General features: G+C 72.8%; 16 protein-coding genes. 7 read left to right on the top strand and 9 right to left on the bottom strand.

All coding sequences use genetic code 11. The features are described 5' to 3' along the window. Positions 1 to 4: 4 nt before the first annotated feature. Positions 5 to 2,404 (bottom strand): M4 family metallopeptidase, encoded by a 2,400-nt coding sequence (locus ACFXI4_RS34510; protein WP_384998497.1) that lies wholly within the window; start codon positions 2,402 to 2,404, stop codon positions 5 to 7. 477 nt (positions 2,405 to 2,881) lie between these two features. On the opposite strand from ACFXI4_RS34510, the gene ACFXI4_RS34505 reads away from it, so the two are divergent. The 4 genes from ACFXI4_RS34505 to ACFXI4_RS34490 all read left to right on the top strand — a co-directional run bounded on the left by ACFXI4_RS34505 (position 2,882) and on the right by ACFXI4_RS34490 (position 7,243). Next, positions 2,882 to 3,532, top strand: a complete 651-nt coding sequence (locus tag ACFXI4_RS34505; RefSeq protein ID WP_384998494.1) for an NADPH-dependent F420 reductase — start codon at positions 2,882 to 2,884, stop codon at positions 3,530 to 3,532. Positions 3,533 to 3,655: 123 nt separating this feature from the next. Then, positions 3,656 to 4,609 carry an MHYT domain-containing protein gene (locus ACFXI4_RS34500; RefSeq protein WP_384998491.1) on the top strand — a complete coding sequence of 318 codons (954 nt, stop codon included), beginning with the start codon at positions 3,656 to 3,658 and terminating at the stop codon, positions 4,607 to 4,609. Between the two features lie 19 nt (positions 4,610 to 4,628). Continuing rightward, positions 4,629 to 6,131, top strand: a complete 1,503-nt coding sequence (locus ACFXI4_RS34495) for a metallophosphoesterase family protein (RefSeq protein ID WP_384998488.1) — start codon at positions 4,629 to 4,631, stop codon at positions 6,129 to 6,131. 77 nt (positions 6,132 to 6,208) lie between these two features. Continuing rightward, the gene (locus ACFXI4_RS34490; protein ID WP_384998485.1) at positions 6,209 to 7,243 is read left to right on the top strand and encodes an LLM class flavin-dependent oxidoreductase; all 1,035 of its coding nucleotides are present in this window, start codon (positions 6,209 to 6,211) and stop codon (positions 7,241 to 7,243) included. A gap of 1 nt (position 7,244) precedes the next feature. Here ACFXI4_RS34490 and ACFXI4_RS34485 read toward each other — a convergent pair whose 3' ends face one another. Then, entirely contained in the window at positions 7,245 to 8,219 is a 975-nt protein-coding gene (locus ACFXI4_RS34485) for a TauD/TfdA dioxygenase family protein (protein ID WP_384998482.1), read from the bottom strand. Positions 8,220 to 8,366: 147 nt separating this feature from the next. Between ACFXI4_RS34485 and ACFXI4_RS34480 the strand changes: the two genes are divergently transcribed. Further along, positions 8,367 to 9,197, top strand: coding sequence for an aldo/keto reductase (locus ACFXI4_RS34480; protein WP_384998479.1), 831 nt, complete (start codon positions 8,367 to 8,369; stop codon positions 9,195 to 9,197). Between the two features lie 15 nt (positions 9,198 to 9,212). On the opposite strand, the gene ACFXI4_RS34475 is transcribed toward ACFXI4_RS34480, so the two are convergent. Next, complete coding sequence (locus ACFXI4_RS34475) at positions 9,213 to 10,136, bottom strand: helix-turn-helix domain-containing protein (protein WP_384998476.1); 924 nt, start codon at positions 10,134 to 10,136, stop codon at positions 9,213 to 9,215. 160 nt (positions 10,137 to 10,296) lie between these two features. Between ACFXI4_RS34475 and ACFXI4_RS34470 the strand changes: the two genes are divergently transcribed. Together ACFXI4_RS34470 and ACFXI4_RS34465 are read left to right on the top strand one after the other, a co-directional pair. Continuing rightward, a complete protein-coding gene (locus ACFXI4_RS34470) occupies positions 10,297 to 11,172 on the top strand; it encodes an oxidoreductase (RefSeq protein WP_384998473.1) in 876 nt (291 codons plus the stop codon). A gap of 53 nt (positions 11,173 to 11,225) precedes the next feature. Next, on the top strand, positions 11,226 to 11,831 hold the full coding sequence (locus ACFXI4_RS34465; protein WP_384998470.1) for a DNA polymerase ligase N-terminal domain-containing protein: 606 nt from the start codon (positions 11,226 to 11,228) through the stop codon (positions 11,829 to 11,831). Positions 11,832 to 11,890: 59 nt separating this feature from the next. Here the strand turns inward: ACFXI4_RS34465 and ACFXI4_RS34460 are convergent, their stop codons facing one another. The 6 genes from ACFXI4_RS34460 to lhgO form a co-directional block, all read right to left on the bottom strand. Then, positions 11,891 to 14,251, bottom strand: coding sequence for a SpoIIE family protein phosphatase (locus tag ACFXI4_RS34460; RefSeq protein ID WP_384998467.1), 2,361 nt, complete (start codon positions 14,249 to 14,251; stop codon positions 11,891 to 11,893). A gap of 54 nt (positions 14,252 to 14,305) precedes the next feature. Then, on the bottom strand, positions 14,306 to 14,773 hold the full coding sequence (locus ACFXI4_RS34455) for a peroxiredoxin (RefSeq protein ID WP_384998464.1): 468 nt from the start codon (positions 14,771 to 14,773) through the stop codon (positions 14,306 to 14,308). Next, positions 14,774 to 15,163: a hypothetical protein gene (locus ACFXI4_RS34450; RefSeq protein ID WP_384998461.1), complete on the bottom strand. Its 390-nt coding sequence runs from the start codon at positions 15,161 to 15,163 to the stop codon at positions 14,774 to 14,776. It lies immediately after the preceding gene. A gap of 85 nt (positions 15,164 to 15,248) precedes the next feature. Further along, positions 15,249 to 15,782 (bottom strand): MarR family winged helix-turn-helix transcriptional regulator, encoded by a 534-nt coding sequence (locus ACFXI4_RS34445; RefSeq protein WP_384998458.1) that lies wholly within the window; start codon positions 15,780 to 15,782, stop codon positions 15,249 to 15,251. A gap of 10 nt (positions 15,783 to 15,792) precedes the next feature. Then, a complete protein-coding gene (locus ACFXI4_RS34440; RefSeq protein ID WP_384998455.1) occupies positions 15,793 to 16,596 on the bottom strand; it encodes an Ldh family oxidoreductase in 804 nt (267 codons plus the stop codon). 136 nt (positions 16,597 to 16,732) lie between these two features. Continuing rightward, a complete protein-coding gene (gene lhgO / locus ACFXI4_RS34435; protein WP_384998452.1) occupies positions 16,733 to 17,932 on the bottom strand; it encodes an L-2-hydroxyglutarate oxidase in 1,200 nt (399 codons plus the stop codon). Positions 17,933 to 17,939 lie beyond the last annotated feature (7 nt).

Below are 17,939 nucleotides of genomic sequence, written 5' to 3'. Positions count from 1 at the left end.
TGTCTCAGCCGGTCGTGACGGCGGTGTCGTCGACGACGAAGCTGGTCTGCAGCGAGGAGTCCTCGACGCCGCTGAACTTCAGCGTCACGGTGCTGCCCGCGTAGGACCCGAGGCTGAAGGACTTCTGCACGTACCCGGTGGCCTTGTTGAGGTTGGAGTAGGTGGCCAGGGTGGTCGAACCGGCGGTGACCGTCAGCTTGTCGTAGGCGGTGCTGCTGGTGGTCTCGGCGGTGTCGATGTGCAGGTAGAAGGTGAACGTGGTGTTGGTGCAGCCGCTCGGGATCGTCACCGACTGGGACAGCGTGTCGGTGTGGGTGGATCCGTAGCCGTCCAGCCACGCCTTGTACGAGCCCGCGTGCGCCGCCTGGCCGGTGTCGTTGGTGATGACCCCGCTGGTGGCGGTCCAGGTGGTGTTGCCGGACTCGAAGCCCGCGTTGCCGAGGAGCTGCGTGGCGGTGCAGGTGCCGCCGCCGCCGGAACTGACGGTCCAGGCGAAGGAGGCGGTGCCGGTGGCGCCGGTGGAGTCGGTCACCGTGACGGTCGTGCTGTAGGTGCCCGCAGTCGTCGGGGTGCCGGTGATGGCGCCGGTGGAGCTGTTGATGGACAGGCCGGTGGGCAGTCCGCTCGCCGCGTAGGTCAGCGAGCCGCTGTTGGTGCTGCTCGCCGAGACCTGGAGGCTGACCGCGGTGCCCACGGTCGAGGACTGGCTGCCCGGGTTGGTGACCGTCACCCCCGAGGTCGGCGGAGTGACGTGGCTGCCGACGTTGATGCCCGCGAAGGCGTTGGCCACGCCCGCGTACTGGGCGGAGCTCGCGCCGTACAGGGCCGTCGCGGCGTTGAGCGCGGCGGTCCGGGCGGCCGCGTAGTTCGTGCTGGACGTCATGTACGTCGTCAGCGCCTTGTACCAGATCTGCAGGGCCGCGGCCCGGCCGATACCGGCGACGGCGACGCCGTCGGAGGTCGTGCTGGTGTAGGTGACGCCGTTGATGGTCTTGGTGCCGCTGCCCTCGGAGAGCAGGTAGAACATGTGGTTCGCGGGGCCGGAGGAGTAGTGCACGTCGAGGTTGCCGACGCCGGAGTACCAGCTGTCCGCGGAGCCGCCGTCCTTGCTCGGCTTGTCCATGTAGCGCAGCGGCGTGCCGTCGCCGTTGATGTTGATCTTCTCGCCGATGAGGTAGTCGCCGACGTCGGAGGAGTTGTTGGCGTAGAACTCCACCCCGGTGCCGAAGATGTCGGAGGTCGCCTCGTTCAACCCACCGGACTCACCGCTGTAGTTGAGGCCCGCGGTGTTGGAGGTGACGCCGTGGCTCATCTCGTGCCCGGCCACGTCCAGCGAGGTGAGGGCGTGGGTGTTGCCCAAGCCGTCGCCGTAGGTCATGCAGAAGCAGGAGTCGTCCCAGAACGCGTTGACGTAGCCGCTGCTGTAGTGGACCCGGGAGTAGGCCGCGACACCGTCGTTCTTGATGCCGCTGCGGCCGAAGGTGTTCTTGTAGAAGTCCCAGGTCTCCTGGGCGCCGTAGGCCGCGTCGGCGCCGGCGGTCTGGGTGTTGGAGCCGGCTCCGGTGCCCCAGACGTCGTCGGCGTCGGTCATCAGGGTGCCGGTGCCCGACGTGCCGTTGTTGAGGCTGTACGTCTTGTGGCCGCCGCGGGTGGTGTCGTACAGCTGGTACGTCGAACCCGACAGGGTCGTGTTCAGCGTCACCGTGCCGCTGTACTGGGTGTTGCCGGTACCGGACTTGACCGCCTGGTAGCGGTACAGCTCCTTTCCGGTGGTGGCGTCCGTGATGACGTGCAGCTGGCTCGGGGTGCCGTCGTCCTGGAAGCCGCCGACCACGGTCTCCCAGGCCAGCTTCGGCGTGCCGTTGCCGGCCCAGATCACCTTGCCGGCGCTGTCGGCGGCGGGCTTCTCGGCGGCCAGGGACTTGGCGGTCTTGAGCGCCGAGGCCTGGGCGGCGGACTTGGCGACGGCCGCGGTGGTGGAGGCGACCTTGATGGTCCGCTTGTTGTTGAAGGTGGTGCTGACCGTGCCCGCCGCCAGGGAGGCCGGCGGGGTGTGCACGATCAGGTCGCCGCCGAGGACCGGGAGTCCCGCGTAGGTGCGCTCGTAGCGCGTGTGCAGGGTGCCGTCGTTGTCCTTGACGACGTCCTTGACGACCAGCTTCTCCTGGGCGCCGAGGCCAATCTGCCGGGCGGTCGCGGCGGTCTGCTGCTGGGCGCTCTTGACCAGCGCGGTGTGCTGGGCGGGGCTGAGTTCGGCCTCCAGGCCACCGGTGCGCACGGGGCCGGGGTGGGGGGCGGCGGGCTTGGCGTTCGCCGGGACCGACTGGATGCCGACGGCGAACAACGCCACGGTGGAGACCAGTGCGGCTCCGACCGTGGCGCGTCTGTGGGGAAGACGTCTCACTCGTACTCCTCCTGCTGCGGCCGCCGGGACGCGGCCGGTGACAGACCGGGCAGACGGGGATGTGCTGTCCGGGACGAGCTGAGCTGTGCGGGGACCGGGATCGGGCGGACCGGGATACGGGTCCGTGATCCGTGGACACGCCGTGGAGAAAGCGTGCGCAGCGAGGATTCCAGCCTTGACCCGCGCATGTCATTCAAGTGGAGGTATTCGAGGGTTTTCCCTATGCCGGACGGGTCGGCGGAGGCGCGCCCCCGGCCGCAACTCCCGCCCCCCACGACGGACCAGGCCGGCCGCTCGCCCGCCGGGCCCCCGGACGCGGGCCGGCACTCTTCGCGCGCGATGTGTCGCGCCAGGTGACGGTGGCAGGTCCGGCGGTCAGCCCGAGCCGTCGCCGATCGGGCGATTTATCCTGTTTACTCCGAACTGCGGCCCGGTCCGGGCGCCGGCAGCTCCCACCCTCGCGGAAAGGGCGCATCCATGCGGGTCTTCATCGTCGGCACAGGCAACATGGCGGGCGGTATCGCCACCCGCGCGCTGGCGGGCGGGCACACGGTCCGGCTGGTCGGCACCGATCCGGCGAAGGCCGCCACCCTCGCCGACGCCCTGGGCGCGCGCATGGCGGACGCCGACGTGGCACCCGCCGTGCCGGACGCGGTCGGTTCGGCGGACATGGTGGTGCTGGCCGTGCCGTTCGACGTCGCCAAGCAGGTGGTGGTCGAGTACGGGGACCACCTCGCCGGGAAGACGGTCGTCGACATCTCCAACCCGGTGGACTTCGCCACCTTCGACTCGCTCACCGTGCCCCCGGACAGCTCCGGCGCCCAGCAGATCGCGGCCGCGGCCGCGCCGGGCACCCGGGTGGTGAAGGCCTTCAACACCACGTTCGCGGGCGCACTGGTCGCGGGCGAGGTCGGCGGGCTGCCGCTGGACGTGTTCATCGCGGGCGACGACGCGGCGGCCCGCGACCAGGTCGCCGACCTGGTCTCCTCCGGCGGGCTCAACCCGGTGGTCGTCGGCGGGCTCCGGCACGCCCGCGAACTGGAGGGCATCCAGTTGCTGCACATGGCCCTGCAGAACCGCCCCGAGGGGCACGGCTGGATGAGCGCGATCAAGATCGTCGCCCCCTGAACCCCGGGCCCCGCCCGGTGGTGCACGAGGGGGGCCCGACGTCCTGGTGAATGCCGGGGCGCGCACCGCCGGAGCGAAGTACCTTCCCCCGCAACAGTAGCGACTCTGGGGGGAGTTGCCTCTATGCACGGCACGACGAGCGGGTTCCACCACCGCGCGGTCACTCCGGTGGCGGCCTGTCTGATGGCCTGTCTGGGCGGAGCGCTGGGGCTGCGCTGCACCGTCCGCCCGCTCCACGACGGCGGGCAGCCGTGGAAGCCTGGCCGGCTCGCGCCGGGGGCGGCCTCGATCGGCTGCGGCATCTGGACGATGCACTTCATCGCCATGATCGGCTTCCATGTCCAGGAGACCACGATCCACTACGACGCGGCCCTGACCCTGCTCAGTCTGGCGGTGGCGATCCGGGTGGCCGGCATCGGCGTCTTCGCGGGCGGCTACCTGGGCGCGACGGCCGCCACACTCTCGACCGCGGGTGTCATCACCGGTCTCGGCGTGGCCGCCATGCACTACCTGGGCATGGCGGCGCTCCGCCTTGACGGAACGATTCACTACGACCGGTTCACGGTCGCCCTCTCGGTGCTGATCGCGATCGCGGCGGCGACGGCCGCCCTGTGGGCCGCCGTGTCGGTCCGGGGCTTCCCGGCCGGCCTCGGCGCCAGCCTGGCGATGGGCCTGGCGGTGTCCGGCATGCACTTCACCGCCATGGCGGCGGTGAGTGTCGACGTGCATCCGGCGTCCGCCACCTCGTGGTCGGACGCGTCCCCCACCTCGCTGCTGCTCCCCGTGCTGCTGGGCCCGGCCGTCTTCCTGCTGCTGGCCGGGGTGGTGGTGATGTCCGATCCGCCGCTGGTGCTGGGCGAGGGCGACGGGAACCGGCAGGCGGCGCGCACGGCGGGGGCGCCGCGGCCGTCGCGGGAGGCCCGTTCACGGCCGCCGGCTCCGGGCCGCCCGGCACCCGGCGGCCCCGGCCGGTACGGCGCCCCACCCGTCCCGTGGGCCCGTACGGCGCCCCCCGAACCCCTACGACCGGTGACCGCGCCGCCGGACACCAACCCCTCCACCGTGCCCGCTCGTTGATCGTTGCTACGGTGCCCGCGTGTCTGACTCCTCACGCGATACCGCAGAAGGCGCCGGCTGGGGCGAGGCCGAACGCGGCGCCTACCGCCGGCTGATGCCGAGCCATGTCGAGAAGCTGTTCTGGTTCAACCCCAGAACCATGTGGGCCGCCCGCAACGGCGTGCTGGCGTCCTGGTTCGGCGACCCCACCGGCACCACCCGCGGCCGCTGGGTGGCGCAGCGGACGGCCGGCGGGGCAGCGGACGACAAGGTGGTCCGGCGTACCGAGGCCGACCGGTTCTCGTTCATGGTGATCGGTGACACCGGTGAGGGCGACGACTCCCAGTACGCGGTCGTGCCCGGCTTCCTGAAGGCGAGTCAGGACACCGACTTCGCGGTGATCGCGAGCGACGTGATCTATCCGGTCGGCGCCACCGACGACTACGGCACCAAGTTCTTCCGCCCGTACCAGGACTATCCCGCGCCGATTTACGCGATACCCGGCAACCACGACTGGTACGAGGGCCTCGGCGCGTTCATGCGGGTCTTCTGCGACGACGCCCCCGCCCTGCCGCCCGAGCCCAAGCCCCGTCCGCTCTCCCGCGCCTGGTGGCGCACCCTGCTGTGGCACCGGCCGAGCCCGGCGGACGAGCAACTCCTCGCACAGGCGAGGACGTTGCGGTCGGCGCCGGGCCAGGCGGCCGTACAGCCCGGCCCGTACTGGGCCATCGACGCCGGCCCGCTGCGGATCGTCGGCATCGACACCGGCCTGCTCGGCACGGTCGACGCCGAACAGGGCGCCTGGCTGCGCGAGGTGTCCCGGGGGCCGCGCCCGAAGATCCTGGTCACCGGCTCCCCGCTGTACGTGGACGGCGAGCACCATCCGTGCCCGATCGACGGCGGCGGCACGGTCGACGACATCGTCCGCGACCCGGCCCACCACTACGTGGCGGCGATCGGCGGCGACATCCACAACTACCAGCGCTACCCGGTCGACGTGGCCGGCCGCACCGTCCAGTACGTGGTCGCGGGCGGCGGCGGTGCCTTCATGCACGCCACCCACACCATCCCACGGGTCTCCGTGGCGGGCGTCACCGAGGACGACTTCCGCTGCTACCCGCTGCGCGGTGACTCCCTGGCCTTCTACAGCCGCCTGTACGGCCGCCGGCTGCGCATGCCCCGGTTCTTCACGCTCACCGCCGGGGAAGCGACGGCCGTGATCGCCGAACGCCTCGGCATCAAGCCCGGCCGCACGCCCGGCCCGGACACCCGGGTCACCCGCCGCACCCGGCTGGTGGCGAGCCTGCTGGGGGCCGGCGGCAACCCGGACCGCACCTCCCGGTTCCGGCTGCCGGTGAAGAAGATCTACACGCAGCTGTTCTCCCCGGGCTCGGCCACCTACACCCCGCCCTTCTTCAAGTGCTTCCTGCGCCTCGACGTGAGCCCGGAGACGGTACGGCTGCGCTGCTTCGCCGCGACCGGGAACCGCGCGCAGGAGCTGGAACCGCCGGTCGAGGACGAGATCGTCATCCCCCTGACCTGATCCGAAGCCGATCACACTCCCGCAACGTTCGGGTGCCACAATCGGGGCAGAACTGACGTACGACCGCTGGAGGACCCGTGCCGTCCACCCCCCGCCCGCTGCGCAGACTGGGCTTCTTGACCATCGGCCTGTTCGACGGGGCGGATCCGGGCAGGGGTCACGAGTCCACGCTGGAGATCATCGAGCTGGGCGAACGGCTCGGCTTCGACAGCGCGTGGGTGCGCCACCGGCACCTCCAGTACGGCATCTCGTCCCCGGTGGCCGTTCTGGCGGCGGCCACGCAGCGCACCAGCCGTATCGAACTGGGCACCGCGGTGATCCCGCTGGGCTGGGAGAACCCGCTGCGGCTCGCCGAGGACCTGGCGACCGTCGACATCCTGTCCGGAGGGCGCCTCAACCCCGGGGTGAGCGTGGGCCCGCCCATGCACTACGAGCGGGTCAGGGAAGCCCTCTACCCGGACACGGCGGACGCCGAGGACTTCGGCTACGAACGGGTGCGGCGGCTGCTGGACCTGGTGCGGGGCAAGCCGGCCACCGACTTCAGCGGGGTCGAGGGCTTCGAGGTGTTCTCCGACGTGGTCCAGCCGCACTCCGCCGGGCTCGGACGGCGGCTCTGGTACGGCGGCGGCAGCCTGAGCTCGGCGCGCTGGGCGGGCGAGCACGGCATGAACTTCCTGACCAGCAGTGTCGTACGGGCCGGGGACCCCGAGGACGCGAACGACTTCGCGGAGATCCAGCTGTCGCACATCCGCGAGTTCCGCGCCCATCACCCGGACGGCGAGGCCGCCCGGGTCTCGCAGGGCCTGGTCGTCATCCCTACCGACTCCGCCACGCCCGCGCAGCGCGCCAAGTACGAGGCGTACGCGGCCAAGCGCCTCCCCCGTACCAGGAGCCCACAGGGCCCGGCGCGGCTGCTGTTCGCACCGGACCTGGTGGGCACCTCGGCGGAGCTCGTCGAACGGCTGCACGCGCACGCCGGGTTCCGCGAGGTCGACGAGGTGGCCTTCGCGCTGCCGTTCACGTTCGAGCACGAGGACTACGTCCAGATCCTCACGGACATGGCGGCCCACCTGGGTCCGGCACTCGGCTGGCGACCGGGAACCGTCCTCTGAGTCACCAGCGGCCCGGCTCCGTGCCGGTCACCGGCTCCGACGGCTTGCCGTCCACCCCGACCGGCACCTCGCCGTGCAGCATCACCCGGTGCATGACCCTGGGGAGGCCGAGGTGGGCGTTGTCGCTCGGCGCGAGATGGATGGTGGCCCGGTTGTCCCAGAAGGCGACGCTGCCGGGCTCCCAGCGGAAGCGCACCGTGTATTCGGGCCGTACCGCCTGTTCGAGCAGCATCTCCAGGAGTGCCGCGCTCTCCGGGCGGGAGACGTCGGTGATCTGCTCGACGTAGTAGCCGTTGACGTACAGCACCCGCTCGCCGCTCTCCGGATGGACCCGCACCAGCGGATGCACCGAGGCCACCTGGTGGTCGAGGAGGTGGCGCAGATACGCGTCGTCACCGGGGCGGGGCTGGTAGCCGACGCCGAGGCGGTGCTCGGCGCGCAGGCCGTCGACGAAGGCACGCACGGGCGCGGAGAGCCCGGCGTAGGCGGCGGCCAGGTTGGCCCAGGTGGTGTCGCCGCCGTACGGCGGGACGGTCTCGGCGCGCAGGATGGTCGCGGCGGGCGGGTCGATGCGGGCGCCGTGGTCGCAGTGCCAGCCGCGCAGCAGGGTGTGCCGGCGGCGCTGGAGCCACTCCTCGTGCTCCATGCCGAACCGGCCGCCCAGTTCCAGCCGGTCGGCGGTGGTCTCCACCTCGGGGAAGCCGGCCGGTGAGGCGCTGCCCCGCCGCCCCGGCACGACCGGCTCGCCGAACCGCCGGGCGAAGGCGACATGGCCGGCGTGGTCCAGCCGCTGCTCGCGGAAGAAGACGACCTTCCAGCGCAGCACCGCCTCCCGGATCAGCGTGACCACGGCGTCGTCGAGCTCCGCACCCAGGTCGACGCCGGTGATCTCGGCTCCGATGTGCCCGGCGACGGGTCTCACCTCGGCTCCGGCGACCCCCTGTGCCCGTCGTGCCGTGCCCCGTTCCGTCGTCATGCGTACTCCGAGTGGTCGTCGGTACCCGTCCAGTGAAGATCGTGACAGCCCGGCGCGCACCGCGGAAGGGAGCACCCGGCCCGGGTTGATCATCGTCCGCCCGGTCCACGAGGCTGGGGGACGACACAGTCGAGGGAAGGCCACATCGTGATCAGCATTCCGGCGTACGAGCTCAACGACGGTACGACGATCCCCGCCACCGGCCTGGGCACCTGGCCGATGGACGACGCGCAGGCCGAGCAGGCGGTCCGTGACGGGCTGGAGCTGGGCTACCGGCTCGTGGACACGGCGGTGAACTACCGCAACGAGTCCGGGGTCGGCCGGGGTGTCGCGAGCAGCGGGGTGCCCCGTGAGGAGGTGCTGGTGACGACGAAGCTGCCGGGCCGCCACCACGGCTACGAGGAGACCCTCGCCTCCTTCGAGGAGTCCCGGCAGCGGCTGGGCCTGGAGTACGTGGACCTGTATCTGATCCACTGGCCCAACCCCCGGGTCGGCAAGTACGTCGACTCCTGGAAGGCGATGATCAAGCTGCGCGAGGAGGGGCTCGTCCGCTCGATCGGCGTCTCCAACTTCACCCAGGAGCACCTCACCCGGCTGGAGAGGGAGACCGGGGTGCTGCCCTCGGTGAACCAGGTGGAACTGCATCCGCTGTTCCCGCAGGACCAGCTGCGGGCCTTCCACGCGGAGAAGGGCGTCGTCACCGAGAGCTGGAGCCCGCTGGGCCGGGACGTGCGGCTCCTCGACGACCCGGCGGTCGTCGCCGTCGCCGGGGCGCTCGGGGTGACGCCCGCCCAGGCGGTGCTGCGCTGGCACGTCCAGCTCGGGGCCCTGCCCATTCCGAAGTCGGCGGACGCCGGGCGGCAGCGCGCCAACCTGGACCTGTTCGGTTTCGAACTGGACGCCGCCCAGATGGCGGCCGTCTCCGAGCGCTCCCACCGGCGGCTCGGCGGCGACCCGGACAGCCACGAGGAGTTCTAGCCCGGGCGGCCGCGGCTAATCCCCCTGCTCCTCCGCGTGCTCCTCGCCGTGCTCCTCCACGTGCTCCCCCACCTGCTCCTGGGGAGCCGCCCGCTCCGCGCCGCCGGCGGTCAGGCTCCCGAGAATGTCCAGCAGTTCGGCGCTGCGGCTGCCGGGCTCGGCGTGACAGACGACCAGGGTGAGTCCGTCGGTGCCGTCCATGGACAGTTTGCTGGACTGCAGGTCGAGGTCGCCGACCAGCGGATGGGTCAGGTGGTTCATCCGGCCGCGCCGGGGCCGTACCTCGTGCCGGGCCCACAGGGTGCGGAAGCGCTCACTGCGCAGCGAGAGGTCGCCGACCAGGTCCCGCAGCCTCGGGTCGTCGCTGTCCGGGCCCGCGTAGGCACGCAGCGCGGCCACACCCTCCTCGGTGAGGTCCTCCCAGTCACGGCGCAGCTCCCGCTCGGCCGGGTCGAGGAAGACGGCCCGCATCAGGTTGACCCCGGGCGTGTAGTTCGGCGACAGGGCGGTGCACAGCTCGTTCACCGCCAGGATGTCCGTGTAGCGGTTCTGGACGTAGGCGGGGTTGCGGGTCCAGCCGTTGATCAGCTGGAGGATGGTCCCGGGCACCTGCTCGGGCTGGTGCGGGTCCCGGGTGAGCCGGGCGTGCCGTACGTCGGCGGGGCGGTCCTGGGTCAGGGCGACGAGGTAGGTGGTGGCGTCCGGGTCCAGGCCCAGCACCCGGGCCAGGGCCTCCAGCACCTGGGCGGAGGGGTTGCGGTCGCGGCCCTGCTCCAGCCGCAGGTAGTAGTCGGAGCTGATGCCGGCGAGCAGCGCGACCTCCTCGCGGCGCAGCCCCGGCACCCTGCGCAGGCCGCCGCCGGGCAGCCCCACGTCCTCGGGCCGCACCAGCGCCCGGCGGGCACGCAGGAACTCACCGAGCGCGTTCGAACCGTCCACGCCCCCCACCCTACGGTCCGGCCGCCCGGTGTTCCTGGTCCTGCCACTCCCAGGAACGCCAGGGCTTAGCCACGTCCCTGGCGTCCGCCGCAGGGTGGACACCGAGGAGGGACACCGGACCCGACCGGTCTCCCCCGGCACCTTCGGAGAGGCACGACACATGACCGCACAGCTCGCCGGGACCCTGACCCCGGTGGACGGCCTGACCCTGACCCGCGTCGGCTACGGCGCCATGCAGCTGGCCGGCCCGCACGTCTTCGGCCCGCCGAGGGACCGTGCCCGGGCCGTCGCCGTGCTGCGGGCCGCGGTCGAGGCGGGCGTCACGCACATCGACACGGCCGACTTCTACGGTCCGGTGGTCGTCAACGAACTCATCAGGGAGGCCCTGCACCCCTACCCGCAGGACCTGCACATCGTGACCAAGGTGGGCGCCCGGCGTGACGCCGACGGCAACTGGGTCATGATGCGGCATCCCGAGGACCTGAAGGCGCAGGTGTACGACAACCTGCGGAACCTCGGGGTGGACACGCTGGACGTGGTCAATCTGCGGCTGGGCACGGCCGAGCGTCCCAACGAGGACCCGGTCGCCGACCAGTTCGGCGCGCTGGCCGAGCTGCGTGAGGCGGGCCTGATCCGGCATCTGGGGGTCAGCTCGGTCACGCCGCGGCAGCTGGCCGAGGCCCAGTCGATCGCGCCCGTGGTCACCGTGCAGAACCTGTACAACCTGGCCAACCGGCAGGACGACGCCCTGGTCGAACGGACCGCGGCCCAGAACATCGCCTTCGTGCCGTACTTCCCGCTGGGCGGCTTCAGCCCCTTCCAGTCGGACACGCTGGCCAAGGTCGCGGAGCGGCTCGGCGCCTCGGCACAGCAGGTCGCGCTGGCCTGGCTGCTCCAGCGGTCCCCGAACATCGCGCTGATCCCGGGCACCTCCTCGCCGGAGCACCTGCGGGAGAACATCGCGGCCGCCGCCCTGGTGCTCCCCGAGGACGCCATCACCGAACTGGACGGGATCGGGCAGCACGCCGCAGGCTGATCGGAGAGACGGGTCCGGGTACTCGCGGCGTGTCTCCGGAGAAGGGAGCCTCGATGGGTGGCGACGAGCGGCTGCGTACCTATCGTGACAGGCGTGGCTTCGGGCGGACCCGGGAGCCGTCCGGGCGGACCGGGCCGGACGGCGGGCGGCCCCGGTTCGTGGTGCAGATCCATGACGCGCGCCGGATGCACTTCGACTTCCGGTTGGAGGCCGACGGGGTCCTGAAGTCCTGGTCGGTACCGAAGGGCCCGTCGGCCGATCCCGGGGACAAGCGGCTGGCCGTGCCGACCGAGGACCATCCGCTGGAGTACGAGGACTTCGAGGGCGTGATCCCGAAGGGCCGGTACGGGGGCGGCACCGTGATCGTCTGGGACCACGGCTGGTACGAGCCGCTCAGCCACGACCGCGGGGGCCGGCCGGTCGGCTTCGCCCGGTCGCTGGAGCACGGGCACGCCACGTTCCGGCTGCACGGGGCGAAGCTGCACGGCGAGTACGCGCTGACCCGGTTCCGGGGCCACGACGGGGAGGACGCCTGGCTGCTGGTGAAGAAGGGAGCCGCACGCTCGGGCGGCCACGGCACGCCCGATCCCCGGCGGGCCCGCTCGGTGGCCTCGGGCCGTACCCTCGCCCAGGTCGCGGCGGACGCCGGCAGGGGCTGACCGAAGCTCGGCGCGCACGGCTCGGCCACCCGGGCCGGTGCCGGGTCCGGCCCGCGCGGTCAGTCCTCGACGGCCGGCAGCGGCCCTTCGGGCAGCGGCTGTTCGGCCCAGATGGTCTTGCCGCTGCCGGTCTGGCGGCTGCCCCAGCGCTCGGTGAGCTGGGCCACCAGGAGCAGGCCGCGGCCGCCCTCGTCGTACGCGTGCGCGCGCCGCAGATGCGGGGAGGTCGAACTGCCGTCGGACACCTCGCAGATGAGCGCGCGGTCGCGGATCAGGCGCAGCTGGATGGGCGGTTCGCCGTAGCGGATAGCGTTGGTGACGAGTTCGCTGACGACGAGTTCGGTGACGAATGCGGCCTCGTCCAGGCCCCAGGCGGTGAGGCGTTCGGTGGCCTCCTGCCGGAAGTGCGCGACCTCGGCGGGGTCGGGCGGGACGTCCCAGGTGGCGACCCGGTCGGCGCCCAGGGCGCGGGTGCGGACCAGCAGCAGGGCGACGTCGTCGGAGGGCTGTTCCGGCAGGACGGCCTTGAGCACGTTGTCGCTGAGGGCGTCCAGCGAGTCGGCAGGCGCGCTCAGCGCCCGGCACATCTCCTCGGTGACCCGGTCCACGTCCCGGTCCCGGTCCTCGACCAGGCCGTCCGTGTAGAGGGCGAGGACGGCGCCCTCGGGCAGGTCGAGTTCGGCCGCCTCGAAGGGCAGACCGCCGACGCCGAGCGGTGGTCCCGCTGTCATCGCGACCAGCGCGGCCTCGCCGCCGGGCAGCAGGACGGCGGGCGCCGGATGGCCCGCCGCAGCGAGGGAGAGACGGCGCGAGACGGGGTCGTAGACGGCGTACAGGCAGGTGGCGCCCAGTTCGGCGACCTCTTCGCCGCTGCCGCCGGCCGCGAGGTGGGTGACCAGGTCGTCGAGGTGGGTGAGGAGTTCGTCGGGGGGCAGGTCGACGTCCGCGAGGGTGCGTACGGCCGTACGCAGCCGGCCCATGGTGGCGGAGGAGCGGATGCCGTGGCCGACGACGTCGCCGACGACCAGGCCGACCCGGCTGCCGGAGAGCGGGATCACGTCGAACCAGTCGCCGCCGATGCCGGCCACCGATCCGCAGGGCAGATAGCGATGCGCCACCTCGACGGCGGCCTGCCCGGGCAGGCCGCTGGGCAGCAGGCTGTGCTGGAGGGCGAGGGCGGTGGAACGCTCGCGGGCGAAGCGGCGGGCGTTGTCGATGCAGACGGCGGCGCGGCTGCCGAGTTCCTCGGCGAACACCGTGTCGTCCATGGCGTAGTCGTCGGGGTGGCGCATGCGCACTCCCACGGCGACGCCGAGCAGCACGCCCCGGGCCCGCAGCGGTACGGCGATCATGGAGTGGACGCCCTGCCGGTGCGCACGGCCCTCGGGCGAACGGGCGTTGCGCTCCTGTACCCAGCGGCGGAACTCCGGCTCGCCGGCCTGGCTGACCACCGCGCGCCCCTCCCGCAGCGCGCGGGCCGGCGGTGACCACTCCAGGTGCACCTCCATCTCCCCCAGTCGCACGGCCGCCTCGGGGGTGCCCTCGTTCGCCGAGCCGTGGGCGACGCGCCGCAGCACGATGTCCCCCTGCGGGATGCCGGGCGGTTCCTCGGCGGAGAGCACCCAGTCGAGCAGGTCGACGCTGGCGAAGTCGGCGTAGCGCGGGACGATGAGTTCGACGACCTCCTCGGCGGTGCGCACCACGTCCAGGGTGGTGCCGATGGAGGTGGACGCCTCGTTGAGCAGGGCGAGCCGCAGCCGGGCCAGGTACTGCTCGGTGCTGTCGAAGGCGGCGAGGGCGACGGCGGTCAGCTCGCCGCCGTCGTCGCGCAGGGGCCACATCTCGATGCTCCAGGCGTGCTCCCGGCTCAGGGCCGGGGCGCCGGTGAAGCTCTCGTAGCGGGTGGGCCGGCCGGTCTCGACGACCTGTCGCAGATGGCTCAGGAAGCCCTGGCCGTGCGGGACGTCCTCGACCGCGTCCAGGAAGAAACGCCCGCGCAGGGCCTCCTCGGGGACGCCCATGGCCCGGCAGACCGCGTCGTTGACGCGGAGGCAGCGCTGGTGGACGTCGAAGACCGACATGGACATGGAGGCCTGCTGGAAGGCCTGTTCGGCGAGGGTCGGCCCGGGCCCCGCGGGCGGGTCCGCGGTCAGGACGTATCCGGTGGTCCCGCCGTCGGGGCCGAGGACCGGGCAGGCGGTCAGGGCGATCTCCGTACGGCCTCCGTCGGCGTGGCGCAGGGCGACGGTCCCGGCGCGGGCGGCGAGCACCGCCGCGGGGACCGCCTCGGCGAGCAGGTCGGCGGCGGGCAGCCCCACGACCTGCTCCGCCGGGTGTCCGGTCAGTGCGCGCGCGCCTTCGCTCCACCCCGTCACCCTGCCCAGGGCATCGATGACCGCCGCGGCCACGACACGCTTCATACGCCCCAGGATGGGACCTGTGTCCCACCGCATCAAGCGCGGGGAGAGGCGGTCTCAGCCCCGCTGGGCGCGGAGCGCGGCGAGCGCCCGGTCGGCGTGCGTGTTCATGCGCAGCTCGCTGCGGACCACCTCCAGGACGGTGCGGTCCCGGGCGATGACGAAGGTGGCCCGCTTGGTGGGGGCCAGGGCGATGCCGCGTTTGACGCCGAACCGCTCACGGACCGTGCCGTCGGCGTCCGAGAGCAGCGGCATGCCGAGCGTGTGCTTCCCGGCGAACTCCTGCTGGCGCTCGACGCTGTCCCCGCTGATCCCGACGGGCCGGGCGCCGGCGGCGGCGAACTCGGCCGCGAGGTCCCGGAAGTGGCAGGCTTCGGTGGTGCAGCCGGGCGACAGGGCGGCCGGATAGAAGAAGAGGACCACCGGCCCGTCGGCGAGGAGTTCCGTGAGCGTGCGCGTGGTCCCGGTCTCGTCCGGCAGCGCGAAGTCCTCGATCCTGCTTCCTGCCTCGACGGTTCCCGCCATCTATCGGCCCTCCTCGTGGTGCGCGACGTGGTGCGCGACACCGCGGGCCCACAGCACCAGGGGGATCTGGAGCGGCAGGCGGACGAGGGCCGCGGTCCTGAGCGGCTGCGGCCGTCGTTGCCAGTCGACGGCCATCTGCACGTTGGCAGGGAACACGCCGACGAAGAAGGCGGCGGCCGCCCGGGCCGCCGTCCCGCGGGTGCGCGGCAGGGCGATGCCGGCCGCCAGTGCCAGTTCCACCGCCCCGCTGCCGTAGGTCCAGGCCCGGGGCGGGCCGGGCAGCGCCTTCGGGATCGTGGCGTCGAAGGACTTCGGGGCCGCGAAATGGGCCACTGCGGCGCCGGCCAGCAGTCCCGCCAGCAGCAGCGGTGAACGTTCGGATCGGGCCACGACGCCTCCTCGGAAGACCTGGCGCCGCATATTACCGGGCGGTACCGGCCCGTTCGCCGCCGGGTCGCGCGAGCGCGGCGCCCCGTCACACGCTGCGGCCGGAAGGCACCGTCCCGCCGGGCTCCTGGCCGGGCTCGTCCTCGACCGCGTAGGCCAGGAAGTCGTCGACCATGCGGTGGAACAGCGTGGCCAGCTCGCGCAGTTCCTCCGGCTTCCAGGTGGCCAGGGCCAGCTGCATCCCGCGCGCCCCGGCGTCCCGGACCCGGTCGACGGCCTCCCGTCCGGCGTCGGTGAGCTCGATCCGCTGGGCGCGGCGGTCGTCGGGATCGGGGGCCCGGGTGACGTGGCCGGTCCGCTGGAGCTGCTGGACCGTGCGCGTCACATGGGACGCCTCGACGCCGAGCCGCTGGGCGAGCTCCCCCGGGCGCAGGGGCTCGGAGTCGGCGATCTGGCGCAGCAGAGCCACCGCGGCGCGGTCCAGCGGGACGCCGGCGAGCGCCATCAGCCGCTCGTGCTGCCGGGCCCGGGTGCTCAGATAGGTGATGCGAGTCAGCGCACGCTCGATCTCCATGACCTCCGGGCTGGCGGCGGGGAAGACCGGCAGGGGTTCTGTGGACATACCGGCCAGTTTACCACATCGTTGCGTAACTCAAGTAAATTGCCGCACCGGCACCGTCCCGCCCAGTCGCTCCGCCTGTTCCCTCATCTCCAGCCACACCTTCGGCGCCACCGGCACCCCCTTCTCCGCCCGCTCCCCGGCCACCGCCGCGCTGCGCTCCCCGGACAGGACGCGCCGTTTGCACCCGCCGTGACCGGCACGCTCTACAGCGTGCCCAGGGTGTCGTCGACCGCCGCCACGAAGGCCAGGACATCCCGGAACCCTTCGCGCCGCCCGGAGGCAGCGGCATGACCGCCTGTTCCGGGTCGGTCGTCGCGGCGCCGTCCGCCGTCGCGGCCGCGCCCTCGGGCAGCGGCGGGCCGCTCGCCCGCGTCTGGCGGATCCCGCCGAGGGCGATGGTGACGGTGGCCATGTCCAGCAGCAGCGGGGCATGCTCGCGGGCCGGTACGGCGATGGCGAGGGGGCTGGTGGCGACGGCCGCGCCCTGGACACCGGCGCAGCCCATGGTGGGCATGCCGGCCACGGACCCGAGCCCGACCGGGCCCTGGCCGGCGATCCGGGACACGTAGTAGCCGATGGCGCCGGTGCGGACCGTGCGCCGCACGCCCACCGAGGCGATGCCGGCCTCACGGGGCCGCCGTACCGCCTTGTCCGCGGCGGCCGTCAGGGCCACCGGGCCGGGCGCGCGGTCGGCGTCGAGGACGGCGGCGGCCGGGACCGTCGACTCGACGGTGAGCCGCGGCTCGGCGTCGGCGACGCCCCTGGCGAGCAGGTCCGGCAGGCGGGACGCGCGCGGTGCCGTGCGAGTCGACACCGCGCTGCGCGGCCCGGACGAACACGTCGGCGGTGGTACGGGCGTGCTCGGCGCTCAGCCCTCGACCGGCCGGTTCAGGACCTCGGAGATACCTCGGCCCAGGATCCATTCGTCCGCGGGGCAAACGGCCACCGGTTCAGGCGTCTTCGAAGACGACCGCGGTGATGTGTTCGGCGATCGCCATGGAGGCCGTCGCGGCCGGCGAGGGGGCGTTGCGCACGGCCGTGATCCGGCCGGCCCGGTGGATGCGGAAGTCGTCGACGAGCGTGCCGTCGCGGTCCAGGGCCTGGGCGCGTACGCCCGCTCCGCCGCGCACCACGTCGCGTACGCCCACCTCCGGGACGTACTGCCCGGCGTCCTTCATGAAGGCGGAGGCGAAGAAGGACCCGCGGTACTCCCTGACGCCGGTGCGCCAGTGCTGGGCGGCCATCTTCCAGGCCCCCGGGTAGGCGGCGAGGCCGAGCAGGTCCCGGGGCGAGATCCGGCTGCGCCGGTAGCCCTCCCTGGCGAGGGCGAGGACGGCGTTGGGGCCGACCTCCACGGAGCCGTCGACGCGCGGGGTGAAGTGCACGCCGAGGAAGGGGTAACGGGGGTCCGGCACCGGGTAGATGAGGCCGCGCACCAGATCCGTCCGGTCCGGCCTCAGCAGCATGTACTCACCGCGGAACGGGATGATCCGGGGCTCTGGACGGTCCTGCGCGAGCCTGGCGACCGAGTCGGACTGCAGGCCGGCGCAGAGGATCAGCCGGTCCACGCGCACGCGGTCCTGGCCGGACCCGACCTCGATGCCCCCGGCCACCGTGGCGATCGAGGTGACCGGGAAGCCCAGCCGCACCTCACCGCCGGAGGCGACGACGTCCCGCGCGAAGGCCCTGGCGACCGCCGGGTAGTCGGTGATCGCGGTGCGCGGTGAGTGCAGGGCCGCGATACCGCCGGCGTGCGGCTCCAGTTCCCTGATCTGCTCGCGGGAGATCCTCCGCAGCTCCGGCACGTGGTTGTTCCTGGCCCGCTGGTAGAGGTTCTCCATGCGGCCCAGTTCGTCCTCGCGGACGGCCACCACCAGTTTGCCGATCTCCTGGTACGGCAGTTGCCGGTCCTGACAGTACTCGCGCAGCAGCGCCACGCCCCGCACGCACAGGTCGGCCTTGAGGCTGCCCGGGGTGTAGTAGATGCCCGCGTGCACCACACCGGAGTTGTGGCCGGTCTGGTGCCGGGAGACCTCCGGCTCCTTCTCGAACACCACGACCCGGGTGCCCGGGCGGCTCAGGGCGATCTCGCGGGCCGTGGCGAGGCCTACGATTCCGGCACCGACCACACCGACCGTCTCGTCAGCCACAGGGGCT

The sequence above is a fragment of the Streptomyces sp. NPDC059224 genome, from assembly GCF_042754285.1.
GTDB lineage: Bacteria > Actinomycetota > Actinomycetes > Streptomycetales > Streptomycetaceae > Streptomyces.
This window is presented reverse-complemented; position numbering and strand designations above follow the sequence as displayed.

Excerpts from the sequence above, each read along its gene's own strand:
- ACFXI4_RS34505 (WP_384998494.1), top strand. The coding sequence starts at position 2,882 with ATGCGGGTCTTCATCGTCGGCACAGGCAACATGGCGGGCGGTATCGCC.
- ACFXI4_RS34500 (WP_384998491.1), top strand. The coding sequence starts at position 3,656 with ATGCACGGCACGACGAGCGGGTTCCACCACCGCGCGGTCACTCCGGTG.
- ACFXI4_RS34485 (WP_384998482.1), bottom strand. The coding sequence starts at position 8,219 with ATGACGACGGAACGGGGCACGGCACGACGGGCACAGGGGGTCGCCGGA.
- ACFXI4_RS34470 (WP_384998473.1), top strand. The coding sequence starts at position 10,297 with ATGACCGCACAGCTCGCCGGGACCCTGACCCCGGTGGACGGCCTGACC.
- ACFXI4_RS34465 (WP_384998470.1), top strand. The coding sequence starts at position 11,226 with ATGGGTGGCGACGAGCGGCTGCGTACCTATCGTGACAGGCGTGGCTTC.
- ACFXI4_RS34460 (WP_384998467.1), bottom strand. The coding sequence starts at position 14,251 with ATGAAGCGTGTCGTGGCCGCGGCGGTCATCGATGCCCTGGGCAGGGTG.
- ACFXI4_RS34455 (WP_384998464.1), bottom strand. The coding sequence starts at position 14,773 with ATGGCGGGAACCGTCGAGGCAGGAAGCAGGATCGAGGACTTCGCGCTG.
- ACFXI4_RS34445 (WP_384998458.1), bottom strand. The coding sequence starts at position 15,782 with ATGTCCACAGAACCCCTGCCGGTCTTCCCCGCCGCCAGCCCGGAGGTC.